This window comes from Kitasatospora sp. NPDC048407 (genome assembly GCF_043200475.1).
GTDB lineage: Bacteria > Actinomycetota > Actinomycetes > Streptomycetales > Streptomycetaceae > Kitasatospora.
In genome coordinates, this window is the sequence record NZ_JBICXW010000015.1 from 19,966 (window position 1) to 41,255 (window position 21,290).

The window sequence follows — 21,290 nt, forward strand, 5'->3', positions numbered from 1 at the left end:
GCTCGTCAGGCCTGCTTCGCGCCGTGTTCCTCGACCAGGTCGCGCAGCGTGCGGGCGGCCGTGACGGCCTGGTCGCGGCCGCCGGCGGGCTGGATGCCGACGGCGGCCAGCGCGGTGCCGTCGGCGAGGTCGAGCATCACCCACGGGTCGCCGTGCTTGAGGTTGACCCGGACGATCTCGGCCCAGGACAGGCGGCGGCTGCGGACGAAGTTGACCACGGTCAGCCCGTCGGCGTCGGCGACCACCTTGGGCCGGGCCAGCATCAGTCCGACCCCGGCGAACAGCAGTCCGCTGATCACCATCATCGCCCGGTCCCTGAACAGCCAGTTCTCCGGCAGCGCGACGGCGAGCACGGTGAACAGCACCACCATCACGGCGCACAGCGTGAGCAGCACGGCGCGGTTGCGGCGGGGGGCCCAGGTCACGGGCAGGACGGCGGAGGCGGGGGTGGACACAGACACGGGTGGCTCCCGGAGAAGGGCGGGGCCACCGGAGAGGTGGACCCCGCCCGAGGTCGGATCAGATGCGGCAGGCGTGGATGTTGGTGACCAGGATGGCGCGGGCGCCGATCGCCCACAGGTCGTCCATGATCCGCTGGGCCTCCTTGCGGAGCACCATGGAGCGGACCGCGACCCAGCCCGCGGTGTGCAGCGGCGAGACGGTCGGCGACTCCAGGCCGGGGGTGAGCGCGACGGCCGCGCCGACGTTCTCGGCCTTGATGTCGTAGTCCATCAGCACGTAGCGGCGAGCCACCAGCACGCCCTGCAGGCGGCGCAGGAACTGCTCGACGGCGGGGTCCTCGCCGGCGCCCTTGGGCCGGATCACCACGGCGTCGGAGACCAGGATCGGGTCGCCGAACACCTCGAGGCCGGCGTTGCGCAGGCTGGTGCCGGTCTCCACCACGTCGGCGATCACCTCGGCGACGCCCAGGTGCACGGCGGTCTCCACGGCGCCGTCCAGCTTGGTGACGGTGGCCTTCACGCCGTGCTCGGCGAGGTGCTGCTCGACCAGGCCGGTGTAGGAGGTGGCGATCCGCAGGCCGTCCAGGTCCTGGACGGTGGAGATCTCGGCGCCGACCGGCCTGGCGAACCGGAAGGTCGAGGCGGCGAAGCCGAGCGCGAGCACCTCCTCGGCGACCGAGGCGGAGTCCAGCAGCAGGTCGCGGCCGGTGATGCCGACGTCGAGCCGGCCGGAGCCGACGTAGACGGCGATGTCGCGCGGGCGCAGGAAGAAGAACTCGACCTGGTTGTCCGGGTCGACCAGGACGAGTTCCTTGGCGTCCTTGCGCTGCCGGTATCCGGCCTCATGGAGCATCTCCGCCGCGGGACCCGAGAGCGAACCCTTGTTGGGGACGGCGATGCGGAGCATGAGAGGCGAACCCTTCGTCGACTGCGTGCGGTGGTGGGGGATTTACAGGTACTTGTAGACGTCTTCGAGCGTCAGCCCGCGGGCGATCATCATCACCTGGGCGTGGTAGAGGAGCTGGGAGATCTCCTCCGCCGCTTCTTCGGGCGACTGGTATTCCGCGGCCATCCAGACCTCGGCGGCCTCCTCGACGACCTTCTTGCCGATGGCATGAACGCCCTGCTGCACGAGCTGGGCGGTGCGGGAGGTCTCGGGGTCGCCGGTGGCGGCCTTCTGCTGGAGCTCGGTGAAGAGCGCCTCGAATGTCTTGGAAGCCATGATGACCTCACCTTACGGGGTGCGGGCTGACGGGCGGTAAACGGTTCCGCACCGTGGACAGTCCGTTGGACATCGATCCGGACCGTCCACGGTGCGATGACCATTTCAACGCCAGGGCTCGACCACCTCGCGCAGCGCCGCGGCGGTGGCGACGGCGGCGGTGGCCGCCTCGTGTCCCTTGTCCTCGACGGAGTCGGGCAGCCCGGCGCGGTCCAGCGCCTGATCCTCGGTGTCGCAGGTCAGCACGCCGAAGCCGATCGGGACGCCGGTGTCCACCGCGACCTGGGTCAGGCCGAGCGTCGCGCCCTGGCAGACGTAGTCGAAGTGCGCGGTGCCGCCGCGCAGCACCACGCCCAGCGCCACGATCGCGTCGTACCCGCGGCCGGCCAACTGCTTGGCGGCGACCGGCAGTTCGAAGGTGCCGGGGACGTGCACCACGGTCGGCGCCTCGATCCCGACCTCCTTCAGCGCGCGGTGCGCGCCGTCCAGCAGTCCGTTCATCACCTGCTCGTGCCACTGCGCGGCGATGATCGCGACCCGCAGGTCGGCGCAGTTCTTCAGGGACAGGTTGGGTGATCCGTGGCCGGCCATGTCACGATCCTCTTTCGACGGTGCGTCAGAACACTTGTTACTACGGTTACTTGCTGTCGTCCTCGAGCCACGGCAGGTCGTGACCCATCCGGTCGCGCTTGGTACGCAGGTAGCGCAGGTTGTGCGCTCCAGTGGCGGTGGGCAGCGGGCGGCGCGCGGCGACCTTCAGGCCGTGCTCGGTGAGCGCGGTCTGCTTGGCCGGGTTGTTGGAGAGCAGGGTGAGCGAGCGCACGCCGAGGTCGGCGAGCATCTGCGCGGCGATCGAGTAGTCGCGGGCGTCGACGGGCAGCCCCTGGTCGAGGTTGGCGTCGACGGTGTCGCGGCCCTGCTCCTGGAGCTCGTAGGCGCGCAGCTTGTGGGCCAGGCCGATGCCGCGGCCCTCGTGGCCGCGCAGGTAGAGCACCACGCCGCGGCCGGCGTCGGCGACGGCGCGCAGCGAGGCGTGCAGCTGCGGGCCGCAGTCGCAGCGCAGCGAGCTGAACACGTCGCCGGTCAGGCACTCGGAGTGCACCCGCACCAGGACGTCCTCGCCCTCGGGGATCTTCCCGTCGGCGTCCAGGCCGCCGGCCACCAGGGCCAGGTGCTCGGCGCCGTCGAGGGTGCCGCGGTAGCCGACGGCGGTGAACTCGCCGTGGTCGGTGGGCAGTGCGGTGACGGCGGCGCGGTCGACGTGCAGTTCGGTGCGGCGCCGGTAGGCGATCAGGTCCGCGATGGAGATGATCGCCAGGCCGTGCTCGCGGGCGAAGGCGTGCAGTTCGGGCAGCCGGGCCATGCTGCCGTCGTCGTTGACGACCTCGGCGATCGCCCCGGCGGGGGCGAGGCCGGCCAGCCGGACCAGGTCGACGGTGGCCTCGGTGTGCCCGGGGCGCACCAGCACGCCGCCGTCCACGGCCCGCAGCGGGAAGACGTGGCCGGGCCGGGTGAGGTCGCCGGCTTCGGTGCCGGGCGAGGCCAGCAGCCGGACGGTGCGGGCCCGGTCGGCGGCGGAGATGCCGGTGTCCACGCCCTCGCGGGCGTCCGCCGAGACGGCGTAGGCGGTGCCCTTGCGGTCCTCGTTGACGTGGGTCATCGGCGGCAGCTTGAGCCGGTCGAGGTCCTCGCCGGTCATCGGGACGCAGATCACGCCGGAGCTGTAGCGGACGGTGAAGGCCATCAGTTCGGGGGTGGCGGCGGACGCGGCGAACATGATGTCGCCCTCGTTCTCGCGGTCCTCGTCGTCGACCACGATCACGGCGCGGCCGAGCGCGATGTCGGCGATGGCGCGTTCCACCGGGTCGAGTGCGAGGGGTTCTTCGGGCTGGTCGGCGCTCATGCGGCAACTTCCTTGGCGAGCGGGACGGTTCGGACGGTACGGGCCTTCGTCCACCAGCTGACCAGGCCGGCCACCACCAGGACGAAGTAGATGGTGAAGGTGAGCGCGGAGAACACGTAGCCGTGGGCGTAGCTGTACGGCACGCTGATCACGTCGACGGCGATCCAGGCGAACCAGAACTCCACCCAGCCCTTGGCCTGCGCGTACATCGCGGCGAGCGTGCCGGTGAAGATGTACGCGTCCAGCAGCGGGTTCCAGGACAGCTTCGGGTAGGCGTTGAACAGCGCGGCGACGGCGGCGGTGCCGGCCGCGGTGGCGGCGATCAGCACGATCCGCTCGCGCCAGCCGGCGAAGCGGACGGCGATCTCGCCGGTGTCGCGGCGGCCGCGGCTCCACTGGGTCCAGCCCCAGATCGCGGCGACCACGACGATCGCCTGCTTGCCGATCAGTCCGGGGACCTGCGCGCCGAGGTACACGCTGATCAGCACGGAGCCGGCCAGCAGCTGGGCGGGCCAGGTGAGCACCGAGCGGCGCCAGCCGAAGGCCAGCCCGGCGAGCCCTATCAGGTTGCCGATCATGTCGGCGACCTTCACCTGCTCGTCGAAGGCGTTGAAAGTCCAATCGGCGATCGCGCTCACTTGGATTCCCCCAGGGTGTCGGGCAGTGCACGGTTCTCGAGCAGTCGTTCCACGTACTTGGCGAGCACGTCCACCTCCAGGTTGACGGGGTCGCCCACCGCCTTCACCCCGAGCGTGGTCAGGGCGAGCGTGGCGGGGATCAGCGAGACGGTGAAGGTGTCGCGGGCGGCCTCGACCACGGTGAGGCTCACTCCGTCCACGGTGATCGACCCCTTCTCCACCAGGTAGCGCGAAATCGGCTGTGGCAGGGAGAAACGCAGCACCTCCCAGCGCGGATTCCCGTCCGCGTCCAGGTCGCCCGGGTCGCGCGAGAGCAGGGTGCCGGTGGCGTCGACGTGGCCTTGCACCAGATGGCCGCCGAGCCGGTCACCGAGCGCCATCGCCCGTTCCAGGTTGACCCGCGAGCCGGGGCGCAGCGCGCCGAGGCTGGATCGGCGGAGCGTCTCGCGCATCACGTCGGCGCTGAACTCGCCCTCGTGCTTGGCGAGTTGTTCGCTGTCGTCGACGACGGTGAGACACACGCCGTTGACCGCGACGGAGTCGCCGTGGCGGACGTCCGCGGTGACCAGTGGGCCGCGTAGGCGGATCCGCGAGGATTCGCCGATCTCCTCGATGGAGACGACCTCGCCGAGCTCTTCGATGATGCCGGTGAACACCCGGGCTTCTCCTCGCGCTAGAGGCGCGGACTCCGGGGCGGCGATAGGGAGTTGACTGCGGACGTGGCAAGCCGGGACGCCCCCGCGGAGCCCCGACCGGCATGGTCGTGGCACGGGTTCGACGCCGAGAAGCCGTGCGTCCGCACCCCGGCCCTGGGCCGTGGTGTGAACACACCTGTCCGCCGCGCACGCCTCCCATCCGGACTTTAACCGTCGGTCCAGGAATTTCACCTGGTCAACCGGCCGCTGGCTGCGGACGGGTCGCGGACTGTAACCGCCGGCTCGGAATTTCACCGACCCCGGAGTGCGCTGAACGTCACTGCTACTTCACCAGCATTCTTGCACGCGCATGGACGTCGTAGGCAAGAACGTGTCCTGTGGCCTGCTTCACGTCGCGGTCGCAGGGTGGGAATGAGCCACTTTTCGCACCGGTGGCTCCCGGCCGAGGAGTTGAGCCACGATGACGACGATGTACATGGACGTCCACCACGGGATGAAGGGCATCACCGCCGACCAGTTGAAGGCCGCGCACGAGGCGGACCTGGCGGCGCAGGCGCAGGAGGGTGTGAAGTTCCAGCAGGCCTGGGCCGACCCGGAGTCCGGCACCGTCTACTGCCTGTCGTCCGCGCCGTCCAAGGAGGCCGTCCAGCGCGTGCACGAGCGCACCGGGCACCCGGCGGACGAGGTGCACCCGGTTCCGCTGCAGATCTGACCCCCTCCCGCAGACGGGTGGGCGGGGGTAGTGTCGGATCACGTGATCTTCGACGCCCTCGCCGCGGACGCGATCCGCGACCCGGCCCGCCTCCGGGACATCTACGAGCAGCCGAGCGAGCTGGTGCGACGCAAGCAGGTCGACCACCTGCACGACGCGGCGCGCCGGCTGATCGGCTGCTCCTCGCTGGTGTTCGTCGCCACCGCCGACGCGGACGGCAACTGCGACGCCACCCCGCGCGGCGGCCCGCCCGGTTTCGTCTCCCTCCTGGACGAGCGGACCATCGCCGTCCCGGACGCCACCGGCAACCGCCGCCTCGACAGCACGCACAACATCATCGCCACCGGAAAGGCCGGGCTGATCTTCCTCGTCCCCGGCCGGGCGTCCACCCTGCGCGTCAACGGCCGGGCCTGCATCAGCGAGGACCCGCAGCTGCTGGCGCGGTTGACCGCCGTCGGCAAGCCGCCGCGCACCGCGATCGTGGTCGCGACGGACGAGGTCTACCAGCACTGCCCGAAGGCGCTCATGCGCAGCTCGGCCTGGCGCCCCGAGCAGTGGCTGCCCGCCGACGCGGCGCCCACGTCCGCCGAGGTCACGCTCTCCCACCTGGGCGACCCGGAGCTGACGCTGGAGCACATCCTGGCCTCCGAGGAGGAGTCGCTGCGGCTGCGTTACGAGTGAGCCGGACCCGCCGGGGAGGGCGGTGCGGCGCTTCGTGCATGCTGGAGGGCACAGAGACGCCGCATAGGCGGAACTTTGGGGAGACATAGCTTCGGCTTATGACGGCATAAGCCGAAGCACCGTACCGGGCGCGCCCGCACGCCGGAAGGCTGGCGGTACGCGCCCAGAGCCGAACAGGAGTACCTGCCAATGTCCCGCCCCGTCCGGGTGGCCATCGTCGGTGCCGGCCCCGCCGGGATCTACGCCGCCGACGCCCTGCTGAAGTCCGAACTGGCCACCGCCCCCGGCGTGTCCATCGACCTGATCGAGCGGCTGCCCGCCCCCTTCGGCCTGATCCGCTACGGCGTCGCCCCCGACCACCCGCGGATCAAGGGCATCGTCACGGCCCTCCACCAGGTCCTCGACAAGCCGCAGGTCCGCCTGCTCGGCAACGTCGACTACCCCGGCGACCTCTCCCTCGACGAACTCCACCGCTTCTACGACGCCCTGGTCTTCGCCACCGGCGCCGAGGCCGACCGCGACCTGGCGATACCGGGCATCGAACTCGACGGCTCCTACGGCGCCGCGGACTTCGTCTCCTGGTACGACGGCCACCCCGAAGTCCCGCGCGAGTGGCCGCTGGAGGCCGAGCAGGTCGCCGTCCTCGGCGTCGGCAACGTCGCCCTGGACGTCGCCCGGGTGCTCGCCAAGACCGCGGACGAACTGCTGCCCACCGAGATCCCGCCGAACGTCTACGACGGCCTGGCCGCGAACCGCGCGCGCGAGGTCCACGTGTTCGGACGGCGCGGCCCCGCGCAGGCCAAGTTCTCCCCGATGGAACTCCGCGAACTCGACCACTCCCCCACCATCGAGGTGATCGTCGACCCCGAGGACATCGACTACGACGACGCCTCGATCGCCACCCGGCGCGCCAACAAGCAGGCCGACATGGTCGCCTCGACGCTCGAGAACTGGGCGATCCGCGACATCGGCGACCGGCCGCACCGCATCCACCTGCACTTCTTCGAGAACCCGGTCGAGGTCCTCGGCGAGGACGGCCGGGTCGTCGCCCTGCGCACCGAACGCACCGCGCTCGACGGCACCGGCAACACGGTCGGCACCGGCACCTTCCACGAGTGGCCCGTCCAGGCGGTCTACCGCGCGGTCGGCTACCGCTCCGACGAGCTGCCGAAGCTGCCGTTCGACGCCCTCTCCTCGACGGTCCCGCACGCCGCCGGCCGCGTCCACGAGAACGGCACCCACCTGCCGTCCGTCTACGTCACCGGCTGGGTCAAGCGCGGCCCCGTCGGCCTGATCGGCCACACCAAGGGCGACGCCAACGAGACCATCGCCTGCCTGGTCGCCGACCACGCCTCCGGCTCCCTGCGGCCGGCTGCCGAGCCCGCCGAGGACGCCGTCGTCGACTTCCTGCGCTCGCGCGGCGTCGACTTCACCACCTGGGAGGGGTGGCAGCGGCTCGACGCCCACGAGAAGGCCCTCGGCGCTGCCTCGGGCCGCGAACGGGTGAAGGTGGTGGACCGGGTCGCGATGCTGGACGCCTCGGCGAGCGACCGGGTTTCGGAGCGCAACCCGCAGGGCTAAGGGCGCACGAGCGGGTGCGAAAACAGGGGCGCGGGGAACTGCGCGACAAGCGCACGCCCGTCCGCAAGGTCGCGATCAAGTGCAGGTTACTGCCCTGCGTCGCGATCTTGCGGACGGGTGCGTTCCCCTTCGCGCAGTTCCCCGCGCCCCCGGTTGTGCTCTCCCTGGCTGCTCACGCCAACTCGGCCCTGCCCGCCCCGTCGGAGAGCTTGATCAGCAGGGCCGTGAGCAGCCAGTTCGCCGTCAGTGAGGAGCCGCCCGCGGCGAGGAACGGCAGGGCCTTGCCGGTGAGGGGTATCAGGCCGGTGACGCCGCCGACCACCACGAAGACCTGGAGGACGACCGCGGAGGCCAGGCCGGTGGCGAGGAGTTTGCCGAACGGGTCCGTGAGGGCGATCGCGGTGCGCAGGGCGCGCTGGACGAAGAGGCCGTAGACCAGCAGCACGGCCATGGCGCCGGCCAGGCCGAGTTCTTCGCCGATGGTGGTGAAGATGAAGTCGCTGCGCCCGGCGAACCCGATCAGGAAGGGTTTGCCCTGGCCCAGGCCGGTGCCCAGGAGGTGACCGCTGCCGAGGCTGAACATCGCCTGTGCGGGTTGGTCGGAGATGAGCGCGGGGTTGTGGTGCTCCTTGTAGTAGTCGAGCGGGTGCAGCCAGGCCTCGACGCGGCCGTGCACGTGCGGTTCCAGGTCGCCGACCACGGACGCGCCGGCGGCAGCCATGAGCAGGCCGATCAGTACCCAGCCGGTGCGTTCGGTGGCGGTGTAGAGCATCACCACGAACACCCCGAAGAAGATCAGCGAGGTGCCGAGGTCGCGTTCGAAGATCAGCACCAGCAGGCTGACCGCCCAGATCGCCAGTACCGGCCCGAGGTTGCGGCCGCGCGGCAGGTTGACGCCCCAGACCTTGCGGCCGGTGAGCGCGAGCGCGTCCCGGTTGGCGGTCAGGTAGCCGGCGAAGAACACCGCGATGGCGACCTTGACGAACTCGTCGGGTTCGAAGGAGAGGCCGCCGAGCCGGATCCAGCGCTTGGCGCCGAAGCTGTCGCCGGGGAAGAACGCGGGCGCGGCCAGCAGGACGAGCGCGCCCGCCATGATCAGGTAGACGTACTTCTGGAACAGTCGGTGGTGCTTGACCACGGCCAGCAGCACGCCGGCCACCACCATGGCGATCACCGTCCACTGCACCTGGCTGGGCGCGGCGGGGATCTTCTGCCAGTCGCCCTTCTGGGCGTGCCAGATCGCGTACGAGTAGTCGAGGCGGTCGAGCAGGACCAGGCCGAAGCCGGTGAGCAGCACCGCCAAGGCGAGGATCAACGGGTCGGCGTAGGGGGCGAAGCGTCGCACGACGAGGTGCAGGACGGCGGCGAGGGCAGTCAATCCCGCGCCGTAGGGCAGCAGGCCGGGCGGGAGGGTGCCGCGGAGGGCCAGGTTCGCGGTGCACCAGCCGACCAGGCAGACCGTCACCGCGAGTGCCAGCATGCCGAGTTCGATGTTCCGGCGGCGCGTGGCAGCGCGGCTGCCGGCGCTCCGTATCGCGCGTCCCACCCGGCCCCCCTCTCAGTTTTTTCTACAGGCGTGTAGAACTTCAATGCCGGATCCTTGCACGGATCCGGCGCTGCGACGACGCCGGGCATCCCGCTCCGGTTCCGCCCGCCGGGCGCCGCGGCCGAGAGCGAGAGCAAGGAGAGCCACCGCCATGTCCCACCCCGCGGCCGTCGCGCCCTGGCACTGGTCGGCGCTGGCCGACACCTGGACCCTGGAACCGGCGGTCGCCGCCCTGACCGTGCTGCTGGCCGGCAGCTACCTGGTGGGCGTCCGGCGGCGCGGCGGCTGGCCGTGGTACCGCACGGCGGCGTTCCTCGGCGGGCTGGCGGTGTGGGTGTGGACCACCAGTTCCGGCCTCGGTGTGTACGAGCGGGTGCTGTTCACCGACCGCGCCGTGCAGTTGGTGCTGCTGCTGATGCTGGTCCCGCTGCTGCTGGCGCTCGGCGCCCCCGTCTCGCTTCTGGCCGACACCCTGTCGCCGGCCGGCCGGGAGCGGCTGCGGGGCGTGCTCGGCGGCCGAACGTCCCGGGTGCTGATGTTCCCGCTGGTGTCCACGGTGCTGCTGATCGTGCCGCCGTGGCTGCTGTACTTCACGCCCTGGTACACCGAGACGCTGACCAGCACGGCCGGGAACATCGGCTTCCACCTGGTGCTCGTCCTGCTCGGCCTGCTGTACTTCTGGCCGCGCCTGCAGCTGGACCCGGTGGCGCGCGAGTACCCGCTGATGATCGGCGTGGTGATCAGCTTCGTCGAGGTGATCTTCGACGCGGCGCTGGCCCTGGTGCTGCTGTACGGCGGCCACGTGATCGCCGAACCGTACTACGCGGGCGTGGCCCGCGACTGGGGCCCGTCACTGGCCCGCGACCAGTTCGTCGGCGGCAACGCGATCTGGATCCTCGGCGACGTGGTCGGCCTGCCCTTCCTGGTCGCCCTGATCCGCCGCCTGATCGTCACCGGCCGCACCGAGACCGCCGCGGTGGACGCCGCACTGGACGCCGCCGAACAGGCCCGGACCGTGGCCGTCGAGACCGGCGAGGCCGAGGCGGGCGACCGCCCGTGGTGGCTGGACGACCCCAACCTGCGCCACCGCTACGGCCGCTGATCGCCGCCCGGCGGCCGGGTGAGACGCAGCTCACCCGGCGCGCCCGGGAATGCGCCTCCCACCCCTCCGGTTGCAACCGACGTACGCTGAAATACCCTCGGGGGTATCGAAGCCCCACAACACGGACAAACCGCGGCACTGACCAGAGAGGCTCGGCGACATGACCGACGACTTCACCGCCATCCTGAACGGCCCGTTCAAGGACGCGGCCGACCGGGTCCGCGCGGCCCTCGCCGCGCAGGGCTTCGGCATCCTCACCGAGATCGACATGACGGCCACCATGCAGGCCAAGCTCGGCGTCGGGATGGAGGACTACCTGATCCTCGGCGCCTGCAACCCGCCGTTCGCGCACCGCGCCCTGGAGGTCGACCGCCGGGTCGGCCTGATGATGCCGTGCAACGTGGTGCTGCGCGACATCGGCGGCGGCATCCTGGTCGAGGCCATGGACCCGCAGCTGATGGTGCAGTTCACCGGCCGTCCCGAGCTCGGCGAGGTGGCCGACGAGGCCGCCGCCAAGCTGCGCGCCGCGCTGGCCGCGCTGAAGGCCTGACGCCAGAACCTCGGCAGGGGGCGCCCCCACGCCCCCTGCCTCCCCACGTATGTGCACCTGGCCCCCGCCTGCCCCCGCATATACCCCCCTAGGTATTACCCTTGAATTCGGCGGACCCCCCGCCCGCTTGGAGAAGCACCTGTGAACCGCTCCGCCCCCGCGCCGGCCGCCTCCGCGCCCCCCGCCGTCGCCCCGCCCAAGGACGGGCTGCTCGGCCGCCTCGGCGTCTGGTCCGTCCACCACTTCAAGACCGTGCTGGTCGGCTGGCTGATCATCGTGATCGGCCTCGGCGCGTTCGCCCCGAAGGTCACCACCGCGCTCTCCGGCGCGGGCTGGCAGGCCAACGGCTCCGACTCGGTGAAGGTCCGCACCCTCGCCGAGGAGCACTTCGCGGGCAACGCCTCCTCCGCGATCCAGATCGTGGTGCACGCCGACCGCCCGGTGACCGACCCCGGCGTGCAGCAGGTGGTCGACCGGGCCACCACGCTGGCCTCCGCCGACTCCCGGATCTCCACCGTCGTCCCGCCGCAGCCCGGTGCGACGATCAGCCAGGACGGCCGCACCGCCGTGCTGCTGGCCGGCGCCAACGCCTCGCCGGACGACATGGTGCGCGCCGCCGACGACCTGAAGGAACCGCTGCGCGAGCTGTCCGGGAACGGCGTGGACGTCACCGCGACCGGCGCGTCCGTGCTGTGGAGCGACTTCAACACCGCCAACCACGACGCGATGATGAAGTCCGAGATCATGTCCTGGCCGGTCACCCTGGCCATCCTGGTGCTGGCGTTCGGCTCGCTGGTCGCCGCCGGACTGCCGCTGCTGCTGACCATGGCGGGCCTCGCCGCCTCGGCCGGTTCGCTGGTGCTGATCAGCCACCTGTTCCCGGTCTCCATCTGGGCGATGAACTTCGCCATGATGTTCGCCCTCGCGCTGGGCATCGACTACGCCCTGTTCCTGGTCGTCCGGTTCCGCGCCGCACGCGCCAACTCCGAACGCGGAAGCGACAGTTCACGGGCGGTCGCGGAGACCATGGACACCGCCGGCAAGGCCGTGCTGCTCTCCGGCGCCACCGTGCTGGTCAGCCTGTCCGCCGTGATGCTGGTCCCGTCCCCCGCGTTCCGCTCGATGGCCGGCGGCATCATGCTGGCCGTGCTGTTCGTGCTGGGCGCCACCCTGACCCTGCTGCCCGCCGTCCTCGGCAAGCTGGGCCACCGCGTCGACGCCATCTCGCTGCCGTGGGCCAAGCGTGAGGCGCAGACCTCGCCGCGGTTCGCCGCCTGGGGCGAGCGGCTGTGGAAGCAGCCGCTGCGCTGGGGCGCGCTCGCCCTGGTCGCGCTGCTGGCACTGGCCGCGCCGGTGATCGGCCTGCGCACCGCGATGCCGTCCATCAACGTGCTGCCCGGCGACGCCAGCGCCCGGGCCGGCTACACCGCCGTCCAGGAGGCGTTCGGCGCCGGCGCCCCCGGCACCCTGCAGATCCTCACCCCCACCGACCAGGCCGCCGCCACCGCGCAGACCGTCGCCGGCACCCCCGGAATCGCCGGTGTGATGCCCGCGATGCCCGCCGCCGACGGCACCAACCTGTCGATGATCCAGGCCGTCCCGTCCGTCGACCCGTCCGACCCGCAGCTGGGCCACACCGTGAACACGCTGCGCGCCGAACTGCCCGACCACACCCTGGTCGGCGGCGCGGCGGTGGAGAACCTCGACCTGCAGCACCTGCTGACCGAGAAGACCCCGCTGGTCATCGGCGTCGTGATGGTGCTCGGCTTCGTCCTGCTGCTGTTCGCGCTGCGCGCCCCGCTGATCGCGGCGCTCGGCACCGCCGCCAGCCTGCTGTCCACCGGCGCGGCGTTCGGCGTCGCCCGGCTGGTCTTCCAGGACGGCCACGGCTCCGGACTGCTGGGCTTCACCCCGCAGGGCTTCCTGGACGGCTGGGCACCGGTGTTCTTCTTCGCGATGATCTTCGCGATCGCGATGGACTACACGGTCTTCCTGCTGGCCTCCGCCAAGGAGCAGTACGAGCGCACCGGCGACCCGCGCAAGGCGATGGTCGGCGCACTGGCCCACTCCGGCCGGGTGATCTTCGCGGCGGCCGCCGTGATGGTCGCGGTGTTCTTCACCTTCGCCATCTCCGGCCCGCTGCCGCCCAAGGAGATGGGCATCGTGCTCGGCGTCGCCGTGCTGCTGGACGCCGCCCTGGTCCGCCTGGTGCTGCTGCCCGTCCTGCTCCGCCTGACCGGCCGCGCCGCCTGGCACACCCCCCGCTGGCTGGACCGCGTCCTCCCCAACATCCCCTTCTCGCACTCCTGACACCCCCTCCCCCGAAAGGCCCCACCCCCATGTGCCGTCGCACCACCTGCAAGACCTGCAACAAGCCCTCCTACGCCGGCTGCGGCATGCACGTCGAGCAGGTCCTCGCCGGAATCCCCAAGTCCCAGCGCTGCTCCTGCACCCCGGCCGACAAGGCCGCCTCCGGCTCCTGGCTGAGCCGCATCTTCGGCCGCTGACCCCCGGGCCTCTGAGCCACCCGAATCGCGCCCCCGCCCACCGTCAGGGCGGGGGCGCTCGGCGTTCCCGCCCGGGGTCAGACGGCGGCGGGCTCGGTGGTGTCGGGGGAGGCGGCGAGGACGCGGGCGGCCATGGCGGGGTCGAGGGCGGCGCGGACCAGGGCGTCGGCGAGGCGGTGGAGGTCGGCGGGGTCGATCAGGGTGGCGAGTTCGGCGGGGTCGGTGGGGAGGCCGAGGCGTTCGGCGCCCGCGAGGGCGCGGGCGTCGAGGGCGGGGCGGAGGTGGGGCCAGACCGCCTGGGCCTCGCGGCAGAACGCGGCGGCGCCGGCCGGGCCGATGCCGGGGAAACGTTGCAGCAGGGCCCGGGTGCGTTCGGGGCGCCCCTGGGCGGCGGTGGCGAGTTTGCGCAGGTCGCCGCCGTATTCGCCCTGGGCGAGCCGGGCGCATTCGCCGAGCCGGGTGGCGGTGCCGTCGGCGAAGTGCTGGTAGCGGCCGGCGATCAGCGCGTCCTTGCGCTGCTGCCAGTCGAGTTCCAGCGTGCCGGCGGGGGTGCCGGCGCCGGCCGCGACCAGGGAGGCCGTGCCGGTGACGGCGATCTCGGCCTGGATGCGGGCCGAGACCAGGTTGCTGAGCATCAGCAGCTGCCAGAGTTCGGCGGGCCGGTCGGCGATTTCGATGCCCGCCTGTTCGGCGAATGTGGTCCCCGCCTCCGCCACCAGTGCCGTCACTCGTTGCCGCGCGTCCATACCGGCCTCCCTGGATCGCTTCGCTGACGAACAGTCAGCCCTCCGGGCCGACGCTACGCGGAGGGGGGCCCGGGCGGCCCGGAGGCACGCCGACCGGGGTTCAGCCCAGCAGTGCGGCGACCTCGGTGAGCGTGCGCACCCGGGGGACGGCGGTGTCCGCGCCGGTGGGCTCGCGTTCCAGCCAGATGCCGAGCAGGCCGGCCTCGGTGGCGGCCTGCGCGTCCACGTCCAGCCGGTCGCCGACGTACGCGGCGCGCTCGGGGGCGACGCCGAGGGCGCGGCAGGCCAGGTGGAAGATCGCCGGGTCGGGCTTGGCGCAGCCCGCGTCGCCGGAGGCGGTGGTGTGCGCGGCCAGGGCGCCGAGGCCGACGGCGCGCAGCTTGTCGCGCTGGATGTCGCCCTCGCCGTTGGTGATCACGCCGAGCTGCCGGACCGACCCCAACTCGCGGATGGCGCGCGGCACTTCGGGGAACGCCCGCCAGGAGCGCCGGTACCTGCGGAGGAATCCGGCGAACCAGGCGTCGGCCCGCTCGTCCGACCACTCCCCCAGCCCGAGGTGCCGGGCCAGGCCGAGTGCCCGGAGTCGGCGCTGCTGCTGCACCGTCAACTCGCCTGCCAGGTAACGGTCGTACTCGCGGCGTTCCAGCTCGCGCCAGAACCGCAGCAGCCCGTCGCGGTCCAGCGGGCGTCCGGGGAGTTCGGCGGCGGCGCCGGCCAGGACGGCGGCCTCGGCAGCGCCGTCGTGGTCCATCAGGGTGCCGTCGAGGTCGAACAGCACCGCCTCGATGCGCATCCGCCCCTCCATCGCCGTTCCGCCTGCATCGCCACCCTATCCGGGCGCCGGACGGGCCGTCACCAGGGGCCGGCCGGAAGTGGGCCCCTGGTCTGGAGCCTGCCCTCCAGTTCCATGACGGTGGCCAGCAGGGCGCCGGAGAAACCGGCCCCGTTGTAGTACGACGGGTGCGCCTCGACCTCGGCGGAGACGGCGCGCTGGCCGCTGCCGGACGGGACGACGCGGATGGCGGCGACCTCGTCCCCGGAGACGGCGAAGTGCAGGTGCAGGACGCCCTCCTCCGCGCGGGCCACCCAGCGCGCGGCCCGGTAGCCGGCCCGGTAGCGGTTCCACTGCTCCTCGGCGAAGAACATCCGGTCCGGGACGGGGTAGGGGCGGGGCAGCCGCATCCGGGTGAGGTGCGGCAGTGGCGCGGGAATGCTGCCGGGGGCGGGGAACGCCCAGGCGGGCAGCGGTTCGCGGGCCGCCAGCCAGGCGGCGGGGATGCCCCCGGTGCCGGTGCCGGCGGCGACCACGCCGCCGGTGATCGCGGCGACGGTGTCCATGTCGCCGCCGGCGTTGATCGCCGAGCGGACGGCCGTCGGGTAGTCGTCGAGCCACCGGGCGGCGCACCAGAGCGCGAACGGGACGGTGTCGAGGGCGCTGGTGCGGCTGCCGTTGCCGAGCACGGCCGCGACCTCGCGGGCGTCGGCGCGGTCGAGCAGTTGCCGGGCCTGGTACAGGGCGCGGCGGACGGGGCCATCGGGGGTGAGGTCGGCGACGGCGGACAGGAAGCGTTCCGGGGAGCAGCTGCGGGTGCGCCGGCGCACCGCGTGGGCGGCGGCGACCGCCACCGCGATCGCGCCGTCCACCGCGTCCGGGTGGGTGTGGGTGATCACGGCGGTGTCGGCGGCGATCCGGACCACGGCGGACGGGTCGTGGGCGTACGCGGCGCCGAGCGGGGCCACCCGCATGGCCGCGCCGTTGCCGAACGAGCCCTGGCCGTCGAAGAGTTCGGCGGCCAGGCGGCGGGCGTCGCCGCCCTCCCGGATCAGCCGCAGCAGGCGGTTCGCGGCGGGTCCGTAGCCGCGGTCGAAGTCGTGGCGGTACGCGAAGGCGTGGGTGAGGTCGTAGCTGTCGACGGCGCCGCGTTCGGTCTGCGCGGCGTACACCGAGCAGGCCATCTCGGTGTCGTCGGTCCACGGCCAGGGGCCGGGCGGGACGGTGCCGGCGGCGAAGTGGGCGCGGGCGGTTTCGGGGACGAAGAACTGGGCGCCGAGGGCGTCGCCGACGGACAGGCCCTGGAGGGCGTCGAACGCGGGGCCGGTGTGCGGGGCAGGGGTGGTCATATGGCTCCCACCGAAGCGTGCGGAGCACCGGCTCGTCAAGTCCGCACCGGTGGAGGGTAATTCGTTTGCGGCGCCGGGCGGACCGGCCGAGAATCCGCTGCCATGGGTGTCCTTTCCGAGCAGCAGATCGAGGGTTTCGTCACGGACGGCTTCGTCCGGTTGGAGGGTGCGTTCTCGCCCGAACTGGCCGCCGAGTGCCGGGAGTTCCTGTGGCGGGAGATGGGCCTGGACCCGGACGACCCGGCGGGCTGGATGCGGCCGGTGGTGCGCCTGGAGGGGTACGGGCAGGAGCCGTTCCGGCGGGCCGCGACCTCCGAGCGCCTGCACGGGGCGTTCGACCAGCTGGTCGGCGAGGGCCGCTGGAAGCCGCAGCCGTGGTTGGGCGGCTTCCCGGTCCGCTTCCCGCACCCGGACGATCCGGGCGACGCCGGCTGGCACATGGACGCGAGCTTCACCCCGGACGGCGAGCAGGGCTACTGGCTCAACCTGGTCTCGCGCGGCCGGTCGCTACTGATGCTGTTCCTGCTCTCCGACGTGGACGGGGCGAGCGCGCCGACCCGGATCAAGGTCGGCTCGCACCTGGACCTGCCGCGCCTGCTGGAGCCCGCCGGGGACAAGGGCGTGGAGATGTTCTCGTTCTGCGCGGAACTCGACCGGGCCGGGCTGCTGGACCATCCCGAACGGAAGACCGCGCTCGCCACCGGACGGGCGGGGGACGTGTACCTGTGCCACCCGTTCCTGATCCACGCCGCGCAGCCGCACCACGGCACCGAGCCGCGCTTCCTCGCCCAGCCGGCGCTGCTGTCGACGGAGGACCTGGCGCTGGAGCGCGCCGACGGGGCGTACTCGCCGGTGGAGCGCGCCGTCAGGCTCGGGCTGGGTCACGCGTAACGCCGTCCCCGCCTGCGATGATCGGAGCAGGTCCGCGGGAAGGGGAAGCCGTGATCGGCGTGGTGTTGGTGGTCGTCCTGCTGTTGGTGGTGGGTGGCTGCGGCTGTGTGGTGTGGGCGGAACGCGGCGGGCCCGGCTGGGTCCGCATGGTGGCGCGGGCGACGCTCGGCGCGGGCGAGTTCGTCCGGCGGGACGCGCGGCGCCGCCGGATCGAGCAGCGCCGCAACAACAGCTCCGGCGACCTGGACTGACGCTAAGTCAGTCGGCGATCCCCAGCGGGTCGGGGGCCTCTTCGAGCAGCCCGGGGCCGTTCTCGGTGACGCGGTTGACGGCCGTGGGGACCGCCCGGACCAGGATGTTGCCGTCGGCGGGTTGGTGCAGCAGGTGGTGCAGGTCGGCCCGGTCGCTGTGTGCCGGGTCGAGCCAACTGCCCAGGTCCTGACGGGAGATGGTGAGCGGCATCCGGTCGTGCACCCGCCCCGCGCTGTCGGTGGCATCGGTGGTCAGGATGGTCGCCGTCGCCAGCCAGGCCGCCGGGTCGTCCTCCGGCAGGCTCGCGTCCCGCCAGAACTCGTACAGCCCGGCCATCAGCATCAGTTCGCCGGTGCTCAGGAAGTACGGCTGCTTGTACGCCTTGCGGCCGTCGCCGGCCGGGACGGGACGCCACTCGTAGTAGCCGTCGGCGGGGATCACGCAGCGCCGGGCGGCGAACGCCTTGCGGAACGACGGCTTCTGGTCGACCGTCTCCGAGCGGGCGTTGATCAGCCGGGCCGCGCCGGAGCGGTCCTTCGCCCAGGACGGGACCAGGCCCCAGCGCAGCGTGCGCAGCTGGCGGACCACCTCGCCGGTGTCGTGGTCCACCCGCTCCAGCACGGCCGGGACGGGGTCGGTCGGCGCGACGTTCCAGCTCGGCGCGAGCGCCTCGGTGGGGTTCCAGCGCGCGACATTGAGCAGGGCGACCAAGTCACCGGGCTCGGTGGTGGAGACGAAGCGACCGCACATGCGCCCCACCCTGCCACCGAACCCCGACAACCGCACGCACCCCACGCGCCGCCGGACGGCTCGGGAGCCTCAGGAGTAGAAGTTCCGGTCCCAGCGGTGATCGGCCAGCACCTTCAACTCCCGTTCCCCGATCGGCACTCCGTCGCCGACGGCGGCGTTGCGCTCGACGTTGCGCACCGAGCGCATTCCGGGGATCACCGTGGACACGGCGGGCTCGCTCAGCACGAAGCGCAGCGCCGCCTCCGCCAGTCCGTCCGCCTCGATGCCCAGGTCGGCGGCGATCGCGGCGGCCCGGCGCTCGACCTCCGCCAGCCGCTCGCCGCGGAAGTAGCGCCGCCGGAAGTCGCCCTCCGGGAACACCGTGTCGGCGTTCAGCCGGCCGGTCAGCCCGCCCTCGTCCAGCGCGACCCGGACGATCACGCCGACGCCGTGCTCCCGGCAGGCCGGGAACAGCTCGTCCAGCGGCGACTGGTCGAAGATGTTGAAGATCACCTGCACCGCGTCGACCACGCCGCTGCGCACCAACTCGACGGCGCTGTGCGGCTCATGGTCGTTGATGGAGACGCCGAACAGGCCGATCGACCCTTCGCTCTTCAGCTCGGCGACGGTCTCCAGCCAGTCGCCGCGGCCGAGCCACTCGTCGTGCCAGACGTGGAACTGCACCAGGTCGAACCGCTCCAGGCCACTGGCCCGCAGCGAGGTCTGCACGCTCTCCCGGATGTGCGCGCCCGGGAAGGTCTCCGCCGGGTCCACCCCGGTGCGGGCGGGCCACTGGCGGTTCAGCGGCGGGACCTTGGTGGCCACCCGTACCTGCTGCCCGGCCGCGGCACGCTCCCGCACCACCCGGCCGACCAGCCGCTCGCTCTCGCCGTAGCCGCGGGCGGTGTCGATGAAGTTCACCCCCAGGTCGATCGCCCGGTGCAGCGCCGCCAGCGACTCGTCCTCCTGCGCGCCGATCCAGCCCTCCGCGCCGATCCCCCACGCCCCGAAGCCGACCTCCGACACCTCGACCCCGCTGCGCCCCAACTGCCGGTACCGCATTCGCCGTTCCTCCTCCGTGCGGGTGATCACGCCGTGCGCGACGATAGGTGGCGGGGCCGCCGGACGCCACGCGTTTTCCGGGGCCAGGTCGGGTCCGAACTAGACTCTCGCGGCATGACCGTTCCGCCGCTGTCCGCCCTGGGCCCGTACTTCGCGACGCTGGCCGGCCCGCCGCCCGCCGGGTTCCGGCCGTTGCGTGAACTGTCGGCGGCGGACGGGCCGTTGGCGGGGCGGGTGGCCGAGGTCGGGCGGGTGCTGGGTACGGACGAGGTGCGGGTCGCCGCGTCCACCGCGCACCTGGGTCTGGCGGCCCGGCTCTGGTCGGTGGCCCTCGGTACGGCCGTCACCACCGGGCGGCTGCCCGACCTGGACGGTGCCCGCTTCACGCTTCCGCCGCAGGGGCCGTTCGACCTGTGGCTGCCCGCGGCGCCCGGACCGGAGGCGACACCGGCCGCGCTGTACGAGCTGGTGATGGACCGCCACCTGCACCCGCTCGCCGACGCCGTCCGCGCCCTCACCCCGCTCGCCGCCGGCCTGTTGGCGGGCAACGCCGCCTCCGCGCTGGTCGGCGCGGCCCGCCAGGTCGCCACCCCGCCCGCCACCGCGCTGGCCCGCGCGCTCCTCGCGTTTCCCGACCTGGCCGCGACCGGTACCGCCACCCCGCCGGACCGCCCGCTCGCGTTCCGCCGGGCGTCCTGCTGCCTCTACTACCGGACGCCCTCAGGTGGGCTGTGCGGGGACTGCGTGTTCACCCGGGTGCCGAAGTCCCGCCGCTGACCGGGCAGTTCCGGTGACTCACTCGGTGCTGATCAGGGCGCCGATCCGCTCGACCGCGGTGGCCGGGCCGGGGAAGAAGCGGTTCCTGGTGAGAGCGAACGCGATGCCGGTCGCGGTGTCGGCCCAGGCCGCGCTGCCGCCCATGCCGGGCATGCCGAAGACGGACAGGGTCTGCTGCGGGTCGGCCCCGGGGCGGCCGAGGTTGTAGCCGAGGGCGCGGGGGGTGGGGAAGCCGACCATGCGGTCGGTCTCGGCGGTGGCGAGGGCGCTGAGTTCGCGCAGGCGGGCGTCGGGGACCAGGCGGACGCCGTCCACCTCGGTGAGCAGGGCGGCGTACATCCGGGCCACCGCGCGGGCGGACATCGTGCCGCCCGAGGGGATGTCGGAGGTGAGCACGGTGGGGTTGTTGCCGTAGGCCGCGCTGGGGGTGAGGGCGGGCGGGGTGGCCTTGAACAGGGGCAGGTCGGCGGGCATCGCGGCCATCATCTCGGCGGCGCCGGGCGCGTCCACCAGGCGGGCGAGGCGGCCGAGTTCGGACTCGGGGACGCCGAAGTACAGCTCGTCGGCGACGCCCAGCGGCTCGGCCACCTCCTGCCGGAGCACCTGCGAGATCGTCCGGCCGGTGGCCCGGCGGACCAGTTCGCCGATCACGTAGCCCCAGGTCACGGCGTGGTAGCCGGTGCCGGTGCCGGGCTCCCACCAGGGTGCGGAGTCGGCGATCAGGGCGCACATGGCGTCCCAGTCGGCGAGGTCGCGCACCGTGAGGTCGGCCGGCACGGCCGGGACGCCGAGCGAGTGGGTCAGCGCGTGGCGGACGGTCGCCTTCTCCTTGCCGTGGGCGCCGAACTCCGGCCAGAGCTCGACGATAGGCGTGTCGTAGGCGAGGGCGCCGCGCTCCGCGAGGACGTGCACGACGGTCGCCGCCACCCCCTTGCCGGTGGAGGCGCTGAAGAACGGGGTGTCCGAGGCCACCGGCCGGCCGGTGTCCGGATCGGCGACGCCCGCCACCGCGTCCACCACCAGTTCGCCGTTCCGGTACACGGCGACCTGGATCCCCAACTCCTCTCCGGACTCCACCAGTTCGTCGATGGCCTGCTGAACGAGCTGCTGCATGACGGTCATTCCTTCTCGGTTCTCGGCTGCGGCGCTCGCG

Annotated in this window: 24 protein-coding genes and 1 riboswitch; of the genes, 10 read left to right on the plus strand and 14 right to left on the minus strand. The window is 72.6% G+C overall.

Annotated elements, in window-relative coordinates:
• Nucleotides 1–5: 5 nt before the first annotated feature.
• The 7 genes from ACGFWJ_RS25005 to ACGFWJ_RS25035 all read right to left on the minus strand — a co-directional run bounded on the left by ACGFWJ_RS25005 (nucleotide 6) and on the right by ACGFWJ_RS25035 (nucleotide 4,880).
• Entirely contained in the window at nucleotides 6–461 is a 456-nt protein-coding gene (locus ACGFWJ_RS25005; protein ID WP_387642702.1) for a PH domain-containing protein, read from the minus strand.
• A gap of 58 nt (nucleotides 462–519) precedes the next feature.
• A complete protein-coding gene (hisG, locus tag ACGFWJ_RS25010; RefSeq protein ID WP_387642703.1) occupies nucleotides 520–1,368 on the minus strand; it encodes an ATP phosphoribosyltransferase in 849 nt (282 codons plus the stop codon).
• A gap of 42 nt (nucleotides 1,369–1,410) precedes the next feature.
• The gene (locus ACGFWJ_RS25015; RefSeq protein ID WP_387642704.1) at nucleotides 1,411–1,683 is read right to left on the minus strand and encodes a phosphoribosyl-ATP diphosphatase; all 273 of its coding nucleotides are present in this window, start codon (nucleotides 1,681–1,683) and stop codon (nucleotides 1,411–1,413) included.
• Between the two features lie 105 nt (nucleotides 1,684–1,788).
• Complete coding sequence (gene ribH, locus ACGFWJ_RS25020) at nucleotides 1,789–2,274, minus strand: 6,7-dimethyl-8-ribityllumazine synthase (protein WP_392953373.1); 486 nt, start codon at nucleotides 2,272–2,274, stop codon at nucleotides 1,789–1,791.
• A gap of 46 nt (nucleotides 2,275–2,320) precedes the next feature.
• The gene (locus tag ACGFWJ_RS25025; RefSeq protein ID WP_387642706.1) at nucleotides 2,321–3,586 is read right to left on the minus strand and encodes a bifunctional 3,4-dihydroxy-2-butanone-4-phosphate synthase/GTP cyclohydrolase II; all 1,266 of its coding nucleotides are present in this window, start codon (nucleotides 3,584–3,586) and stop codon (nucleotides 2,321–2,323) included.
• Nucleotides 3,583–4,164, minus strand: a complete 582-nt coding sequence (locus ACGFWJ_RS25030; RefSeq protein ID WP_387643031.1) for a nicotinamide riboside transporter PnuC — start codon at nucleotides 4,162–4,164, stop codon at nucleotides 3,583–3,585. The genes ACGFWJ_RS25025 and ACGFWJ_RS25030 overlap by 4 nt, the downstream gene beginning before the upstream one ends.
• Nucleotides 4,165–4,220: 56 nt before the next feature.
• Nucleotides 4,221–4,880, minus strand: a complete 660-nt coding sequence (locus ACGFWJ_RS25035; RefSeq protein WP_387642707.1) for a riboflavin synthase — start codon at nucleotides 4,878–4,880, stop codon at nucleotides 4,221–4,223.
• A 183-nt stretch (nucleotides 4,881–5,063) separates the two neighbouring features.
• A riboswitch (FMN riboswitch) is annotated at nucleotides 5,064–5,191 on the minus strand.
• Between the two features lie 149 nt (nucleotides 5,192–5,340).
• Here ACGFWJ_RS25035 and ACGFWJ_RS25040 point away from each other — a divergent pair.
• From ACGFWJ_RS25040 to ACGFWJ_RS25050, 3 genes are all read left to right on the plus strand, one after another.
• Complete coding sequence (locus ACGFWJ_RS25040; protein ID WP_387642708.1) at nucleotides 5,341–5,592, plus strand: SCO4226 family nickel-binding protein; 252 nt, start codon at nucleotides 5,341–5,343, stop codon at nucleotides 5,590–5,592.
• Nucleotides 5,593–5,634: 42 nt separating this feature from the next.
• Complete coding sequence (locus ACGFWJ_RS25045) at nucleotides 5,635–6,273, plus strand: MSMEG_1061 family FMN-dependent PPOX-type flavoprotein (protein WP_392953376.1); 639 nt, start codon at nucleotides 5,635–5,637, stop codon at nucleotides 6,271–6,273.
• A gap of 189 nt (nucleotides 6,274–6,462) precedes the next feature.
• On the plus strand, nucleotides 6,463–7,854 hold the full coding sequence (locus ACGFWJ_RS25050; protein WP_392953379.1) for an FAD-dependent oxidoreductase: 1,392 nt from the start codon (nucleotides 6,463–6,465) through the stop codon (nucleotides 7,852–7,854).
• A 172-nt stretch (nucleotides 7,855–8,026) separates the two neighbouring features.
• On the opposite strand, the gene ACGFWJ_RS25055 is transcribed toward ACGFWJ_RS25050, so the two are convergent.
• Complete coding sequence (locus tag ACGFWJ_RS25055) at nucleotides 8,027–9,334, minus strand: FtsW/RodA/SpoVE family cell cycle protein (RefSeq protein ID WP_392953382.1); 1,308 nt, start codon at nucleotides 9,332–9,334, stop codon at nucleotides 8,027–8,029.
• 217 nt (nucleotides 9,335–9,551) lie between these two features.
• On the opposite strand from ACGFWJ_RS25055, the gene ACGFWJ_RS25060 reads away from it, so the two are divergent.
• The 4 genes from ACGFWJ_RS25060 (at nucleotide 9,552) to ACGFWJ_RS25075 (ending at nucleotide 13,559) form a co-directional block, all read left to right on the plus strand.
• Entirely contained in the window at nucleotides 9,552–10,502 is a 951-nt protein-coding gene (locus ACGFWJ_RS25060; protein WP_392953384.1) for a cytochrome c oxidase assembly protein, read from the plus strand.
• 160 nt (nucleotides 10,503–10,662) lie between these two features.
• Entirely contained in the window at nucleotides 10,663–11,052 is a 390-nt protein-coding gene (locus ACGFWJ_RS25065; RefSeq protein WP_387642713.1) for a DUF302 domain-containing protein, read from the plus strand.
• Nucleotides 11,053–11,193: 141 nt separating this feature from the next.
• Nucleotides 11,194–13,362: an MMPL family transporter gene (locus tag ACGFWJ_RS25070; RefSeq protein ID WP_392953386.1), complete on the plus strand. Its 2,169-nt coding sequence runs from the start codon at nucleotides 11,194–11,196 to the stop codon at nucleotides 13,360–13,362.
• A gap of 29 nt (nucleotides 13,363–13,391) precedes the next feature.
• The gene (locus ACGFWJ_RS25075) at nucleotides 13,392–13,559 is read left to right on the plus strand and encodes a hypothetical protein (RefSeq protein ID WP_387642715.1); all 168 of its coding nucleotides are present in this window, start codon (nucleotides 13,392–13,394) and stop codon (nucleotides 13,557–13,559) included.
• Between the two features lie 77 nt (nucleotides 13,560–13,636).
• Here the strand turns inward: ACGFWJ_RS25075 and ACGFWJ_RS25080 are convergent, their stop codons facing one another.
• From ACGFWJ_RS25080 to ACGFWJ_RS25090, 3 genes are all read right to left on the minus strand, one after another.
• Complete coding sequence (locus ACGFWJ_RS25080) at nucleotides 13,637–14,305, minus strand: endonuclease (RefSeq protein WP_392953389.1); 669 nt, start codon at nucleotides 14,303–14,305, stop codon at nucleotides 13,637–13,639.
• 100 nt (nucleotides 14,306–14,405) lie between these two features.
• Complete coding sequence (locus ACGFWJ_RS25085) at nucleotides 14,406–15,098, minus strand: HAD family hydrolase (protein ID WP_392953392.1); 693 nt, start codon at nucleotides 15,096–15,098, stop codon at nucleotides 14,406–14,408.
• Nucleotides 15,099–15,157: 59 nt separating this feature from the next.
• Nucleotides 15,158–16,426, minus strand: coding sequence for an ADP-ribosylglycohydrolase family protein (locus ACGFWJ_RS25090; protein WP_392953395.1), 1,269 nt, complete (start codon nucleotides 16,424–16,426; stop codon nucleotides 15,158–15,160).
• A 102-nt stretch (nucleotides 16,427–16,528) separates the two neighbouring features.
• Between ACGFWJ_RS25090 and ACGFWJ_RS25095 the strand changes: the two genes are divergently transcribed.
• Together ACGFWJ_RS25095 and ACGFWJ_RS25100 are read left to right on the plus strand one after the other, a co-directional pair.
• A complete protein-coding gene (locus tag ACGFWJ_RS25095; RefSeq protein ID WP_392953398.1) occupies nucleotides 16,529–17,317 on the plus strand; it encodes a phytanoyl-CoA dioxygenase family protein in 789 nt (262 codons plus the stop codon).
• Between the two features lie 50 nt (nucleotides 17,318–17,367).
• On the plus strand, nucleotides 17,368–17,568 hold the full coding sequence (locus tag ACGFWJ_RS25100; RefSeq protein ID WP_387642720.1) for a hypothetical protein: 201 nt from the start codon (nucleotides 17,368–17,370) through the stop codon (nucleotides 17,566–17,568).
• Nucleotides 17,569–17,575: 7 nt separating this feature from the next.
• Here the strand turns inward: ACGFWJ_RS25100 and ACGFWJ_RS25105 are convergent, their stop codons facing one another.
• Nucleotides 17,576–18,319, minus strand: a complete 744-nt coding sequence (locus tag ACGFWJ_RS25105; protein ID WP_392953401.1) for an SOS response-associated peptidase — start codon at nucleotides 18,317–18,319, stop codon at nucleotides 17,576–17,578.
• Nucleotides 18,320–18,388: 69 nt separating this feature from the next.
• On the minus strand, nucleotides 18,389–19,360 hold the full coding sequence (locus ACGFWJ_RS25110) for an aldo/keto reductase (RefSeq protein WP_392953735.1): 972 nt from the start codon (nucleotides 19,358–19,360) through the stop codon (nucleotides 18,389–18,391).
• Between the two features lie 114 nt (nucleotides 19,361–19,474).
• Between ACGFWJ_RS25110 and ACGFWJ_RS25115 the strand changes: the two genes are divergently transcribed.
• Entirely contained in the window at nucleotides 19,475–20,137 is a 663-nt protein-coding gene (locus tag ACGFWJ_RS25115) for a (2Fe-2S)-binding protein (RefSeq protein WP_392953404.1), read from the plus strand.
• Nucleotides 20,138–20,155: 18 nt separating this feature from the next.
• On the opposite strand, the gene ACGFWJ_RS25120 is transcribed toward ACGFWJ_RS25115, so the two are convergent.
• Nucleotides 20,156–21,250: a serine hydrolase domain-containing protein gene (locus ACGFWJ_RS25120; RefSeq protein ID WP_392953407.1), complete on the minus strand. Its 1,095-nt coding sequence runs from the start codon at nucleotides 21,248–21,250 to the stop codon at nucleotides 20,156–20,158.
• Nucleotides 21,251–21,290 lie beyond the last annotated feature (40 nt).

Coding starts and splice junctions, on each gene's coding strand:
- ACGFWJ_RS25025 (WP_387642706.1), bottom strand. CDS start 3,586: ATGAGCGCCGACCAGCCCGAAGAACCCCTCGCACTCGACCCGGTGGAA.
- ACGFWJ_RS25105 (WP_392953401.1), bottom strand. CDS start 18,319: ATGTGCGGTCGCTTCGTCTCCACCACCGAGCCCGGTGACTTGGTCGCC.
- ACGFWJ_RS25110 (WP_392953735.1), bottom strand. CDS start 19,360: ATGCGGTACCGGCAGTTGGGGCGCAGCGGGGTCGAGGTGTCGGAGGTC.
- ACGFWJ_RS25085 (WP_392953392.1), bottom strand. CDS start 15,098: ATGCGCATCGAGGCGGTGCTGTTCGACCTCGACGGCACCCTGATGGAC.
- ACGFWJ_RS25065 (WP_387642713.1), top strand. CDS start 10,663: ATGACCGACGACTTCACCGCCATCCTGAACGGCCCGTTCAAGGACGCG.
- ACGFWJ_RS25040 (WP_387642708.1), top strand. CDS start 5,341: ATGACGACGATGTACATGGACGTCCACCACGGGATGAAGGGCATCACC.
- hisG (WP_387642703.1), bottom strand. CDS start 1,368: ATGCTCCGCATCGCCGTCCCCAACAAGGGTTCGCTCTCGGGTCCCGCG.
- ACGFWJ_RS25055 (WP_392953382.1), bottom strand. CDS start 9,334: ATGCTGGCACTCGCGGTGACGGTCTGCCTGGTCGGCTGGTGCACCGCG.
- ACGFWJ_RS25095 (WP_392953398.1), top strand. CDS start 16,529: ATGGGTGTCCTTTCCGAGCAGCAGATCGAGGGTTTCGTCACGGACGGC.
- ACGFWJ_RS25120 (WP_392953407.1), bottom strand. CDS start 21,250: ATGCAGCAGCTCGTTCAGCAGGCCATCGACGAACTGGTGGAGTCCGGA.
- ACGFWJ_RS25115 (WP_392953404.1), top strand. CDS start 19,475: ATGACCGTTCCGCCGCTGTCCGCCCTGGGCCCGTACTTCGCGACGCTG.
- ribH (WP_392953373.1), bottom strand. CDS start 2,274: ATGGCCGGCCACGGATCACCCAACCTGTCCCTGAAGAACTGCGCCGAC.
- ACGFWJ_RS25060 (WP_392953384.1), top strand. CDS start 9,552: ATGTCCCACCCCGCGGCCGTCGCGCCCTGGCACTGGTCGGCGCTGGCC.
- ACGFWJ_RS25015 (WP_387642704.1), bottom strand. CDS start 1,683: ATGGCTTCCAAGACATTCGAGGCGCTCTTCACCGAGCTCCAGCAGAAG.
- ACGFWJ_RS25050 (WP_392953379.1), top strand. CDS start 6,463: ATGTCCCGCCCCGTCCGGGTGGCCATCGTCGGTGCCGGCCCCGCCGGG.
- ACGFWJ_RS25090 (WP_392953395.1), bottom strand. CDS start 16,426: ATGACCACCCCTGCCCCGCACACCGGCCCCGCGTTCGACGCCCTCCAG.
- ACGFWJ_RS25030 (WP_387643031.1), bottom strand. CDS start 4,164: ATGATCGGCAACCTGATAGGGCTCGCCGGGCTGGCCTTCGGCTGGCGC.
- ACGFWJ_RS25080 (WP_392953389.1), bottom strand. CDS start 14,305: ATGGACGCGCGGCAACGAGTGACGGCACTGGTGGCGGAGGCGGGGACC.
- ACGFWJ_RS25075 (WP_387642715.1), top strand. CDS start 13,392: ATGTGCCGTCGCACCACCTGCAAGACCTGCAACAAGCCCTCCTACGCC.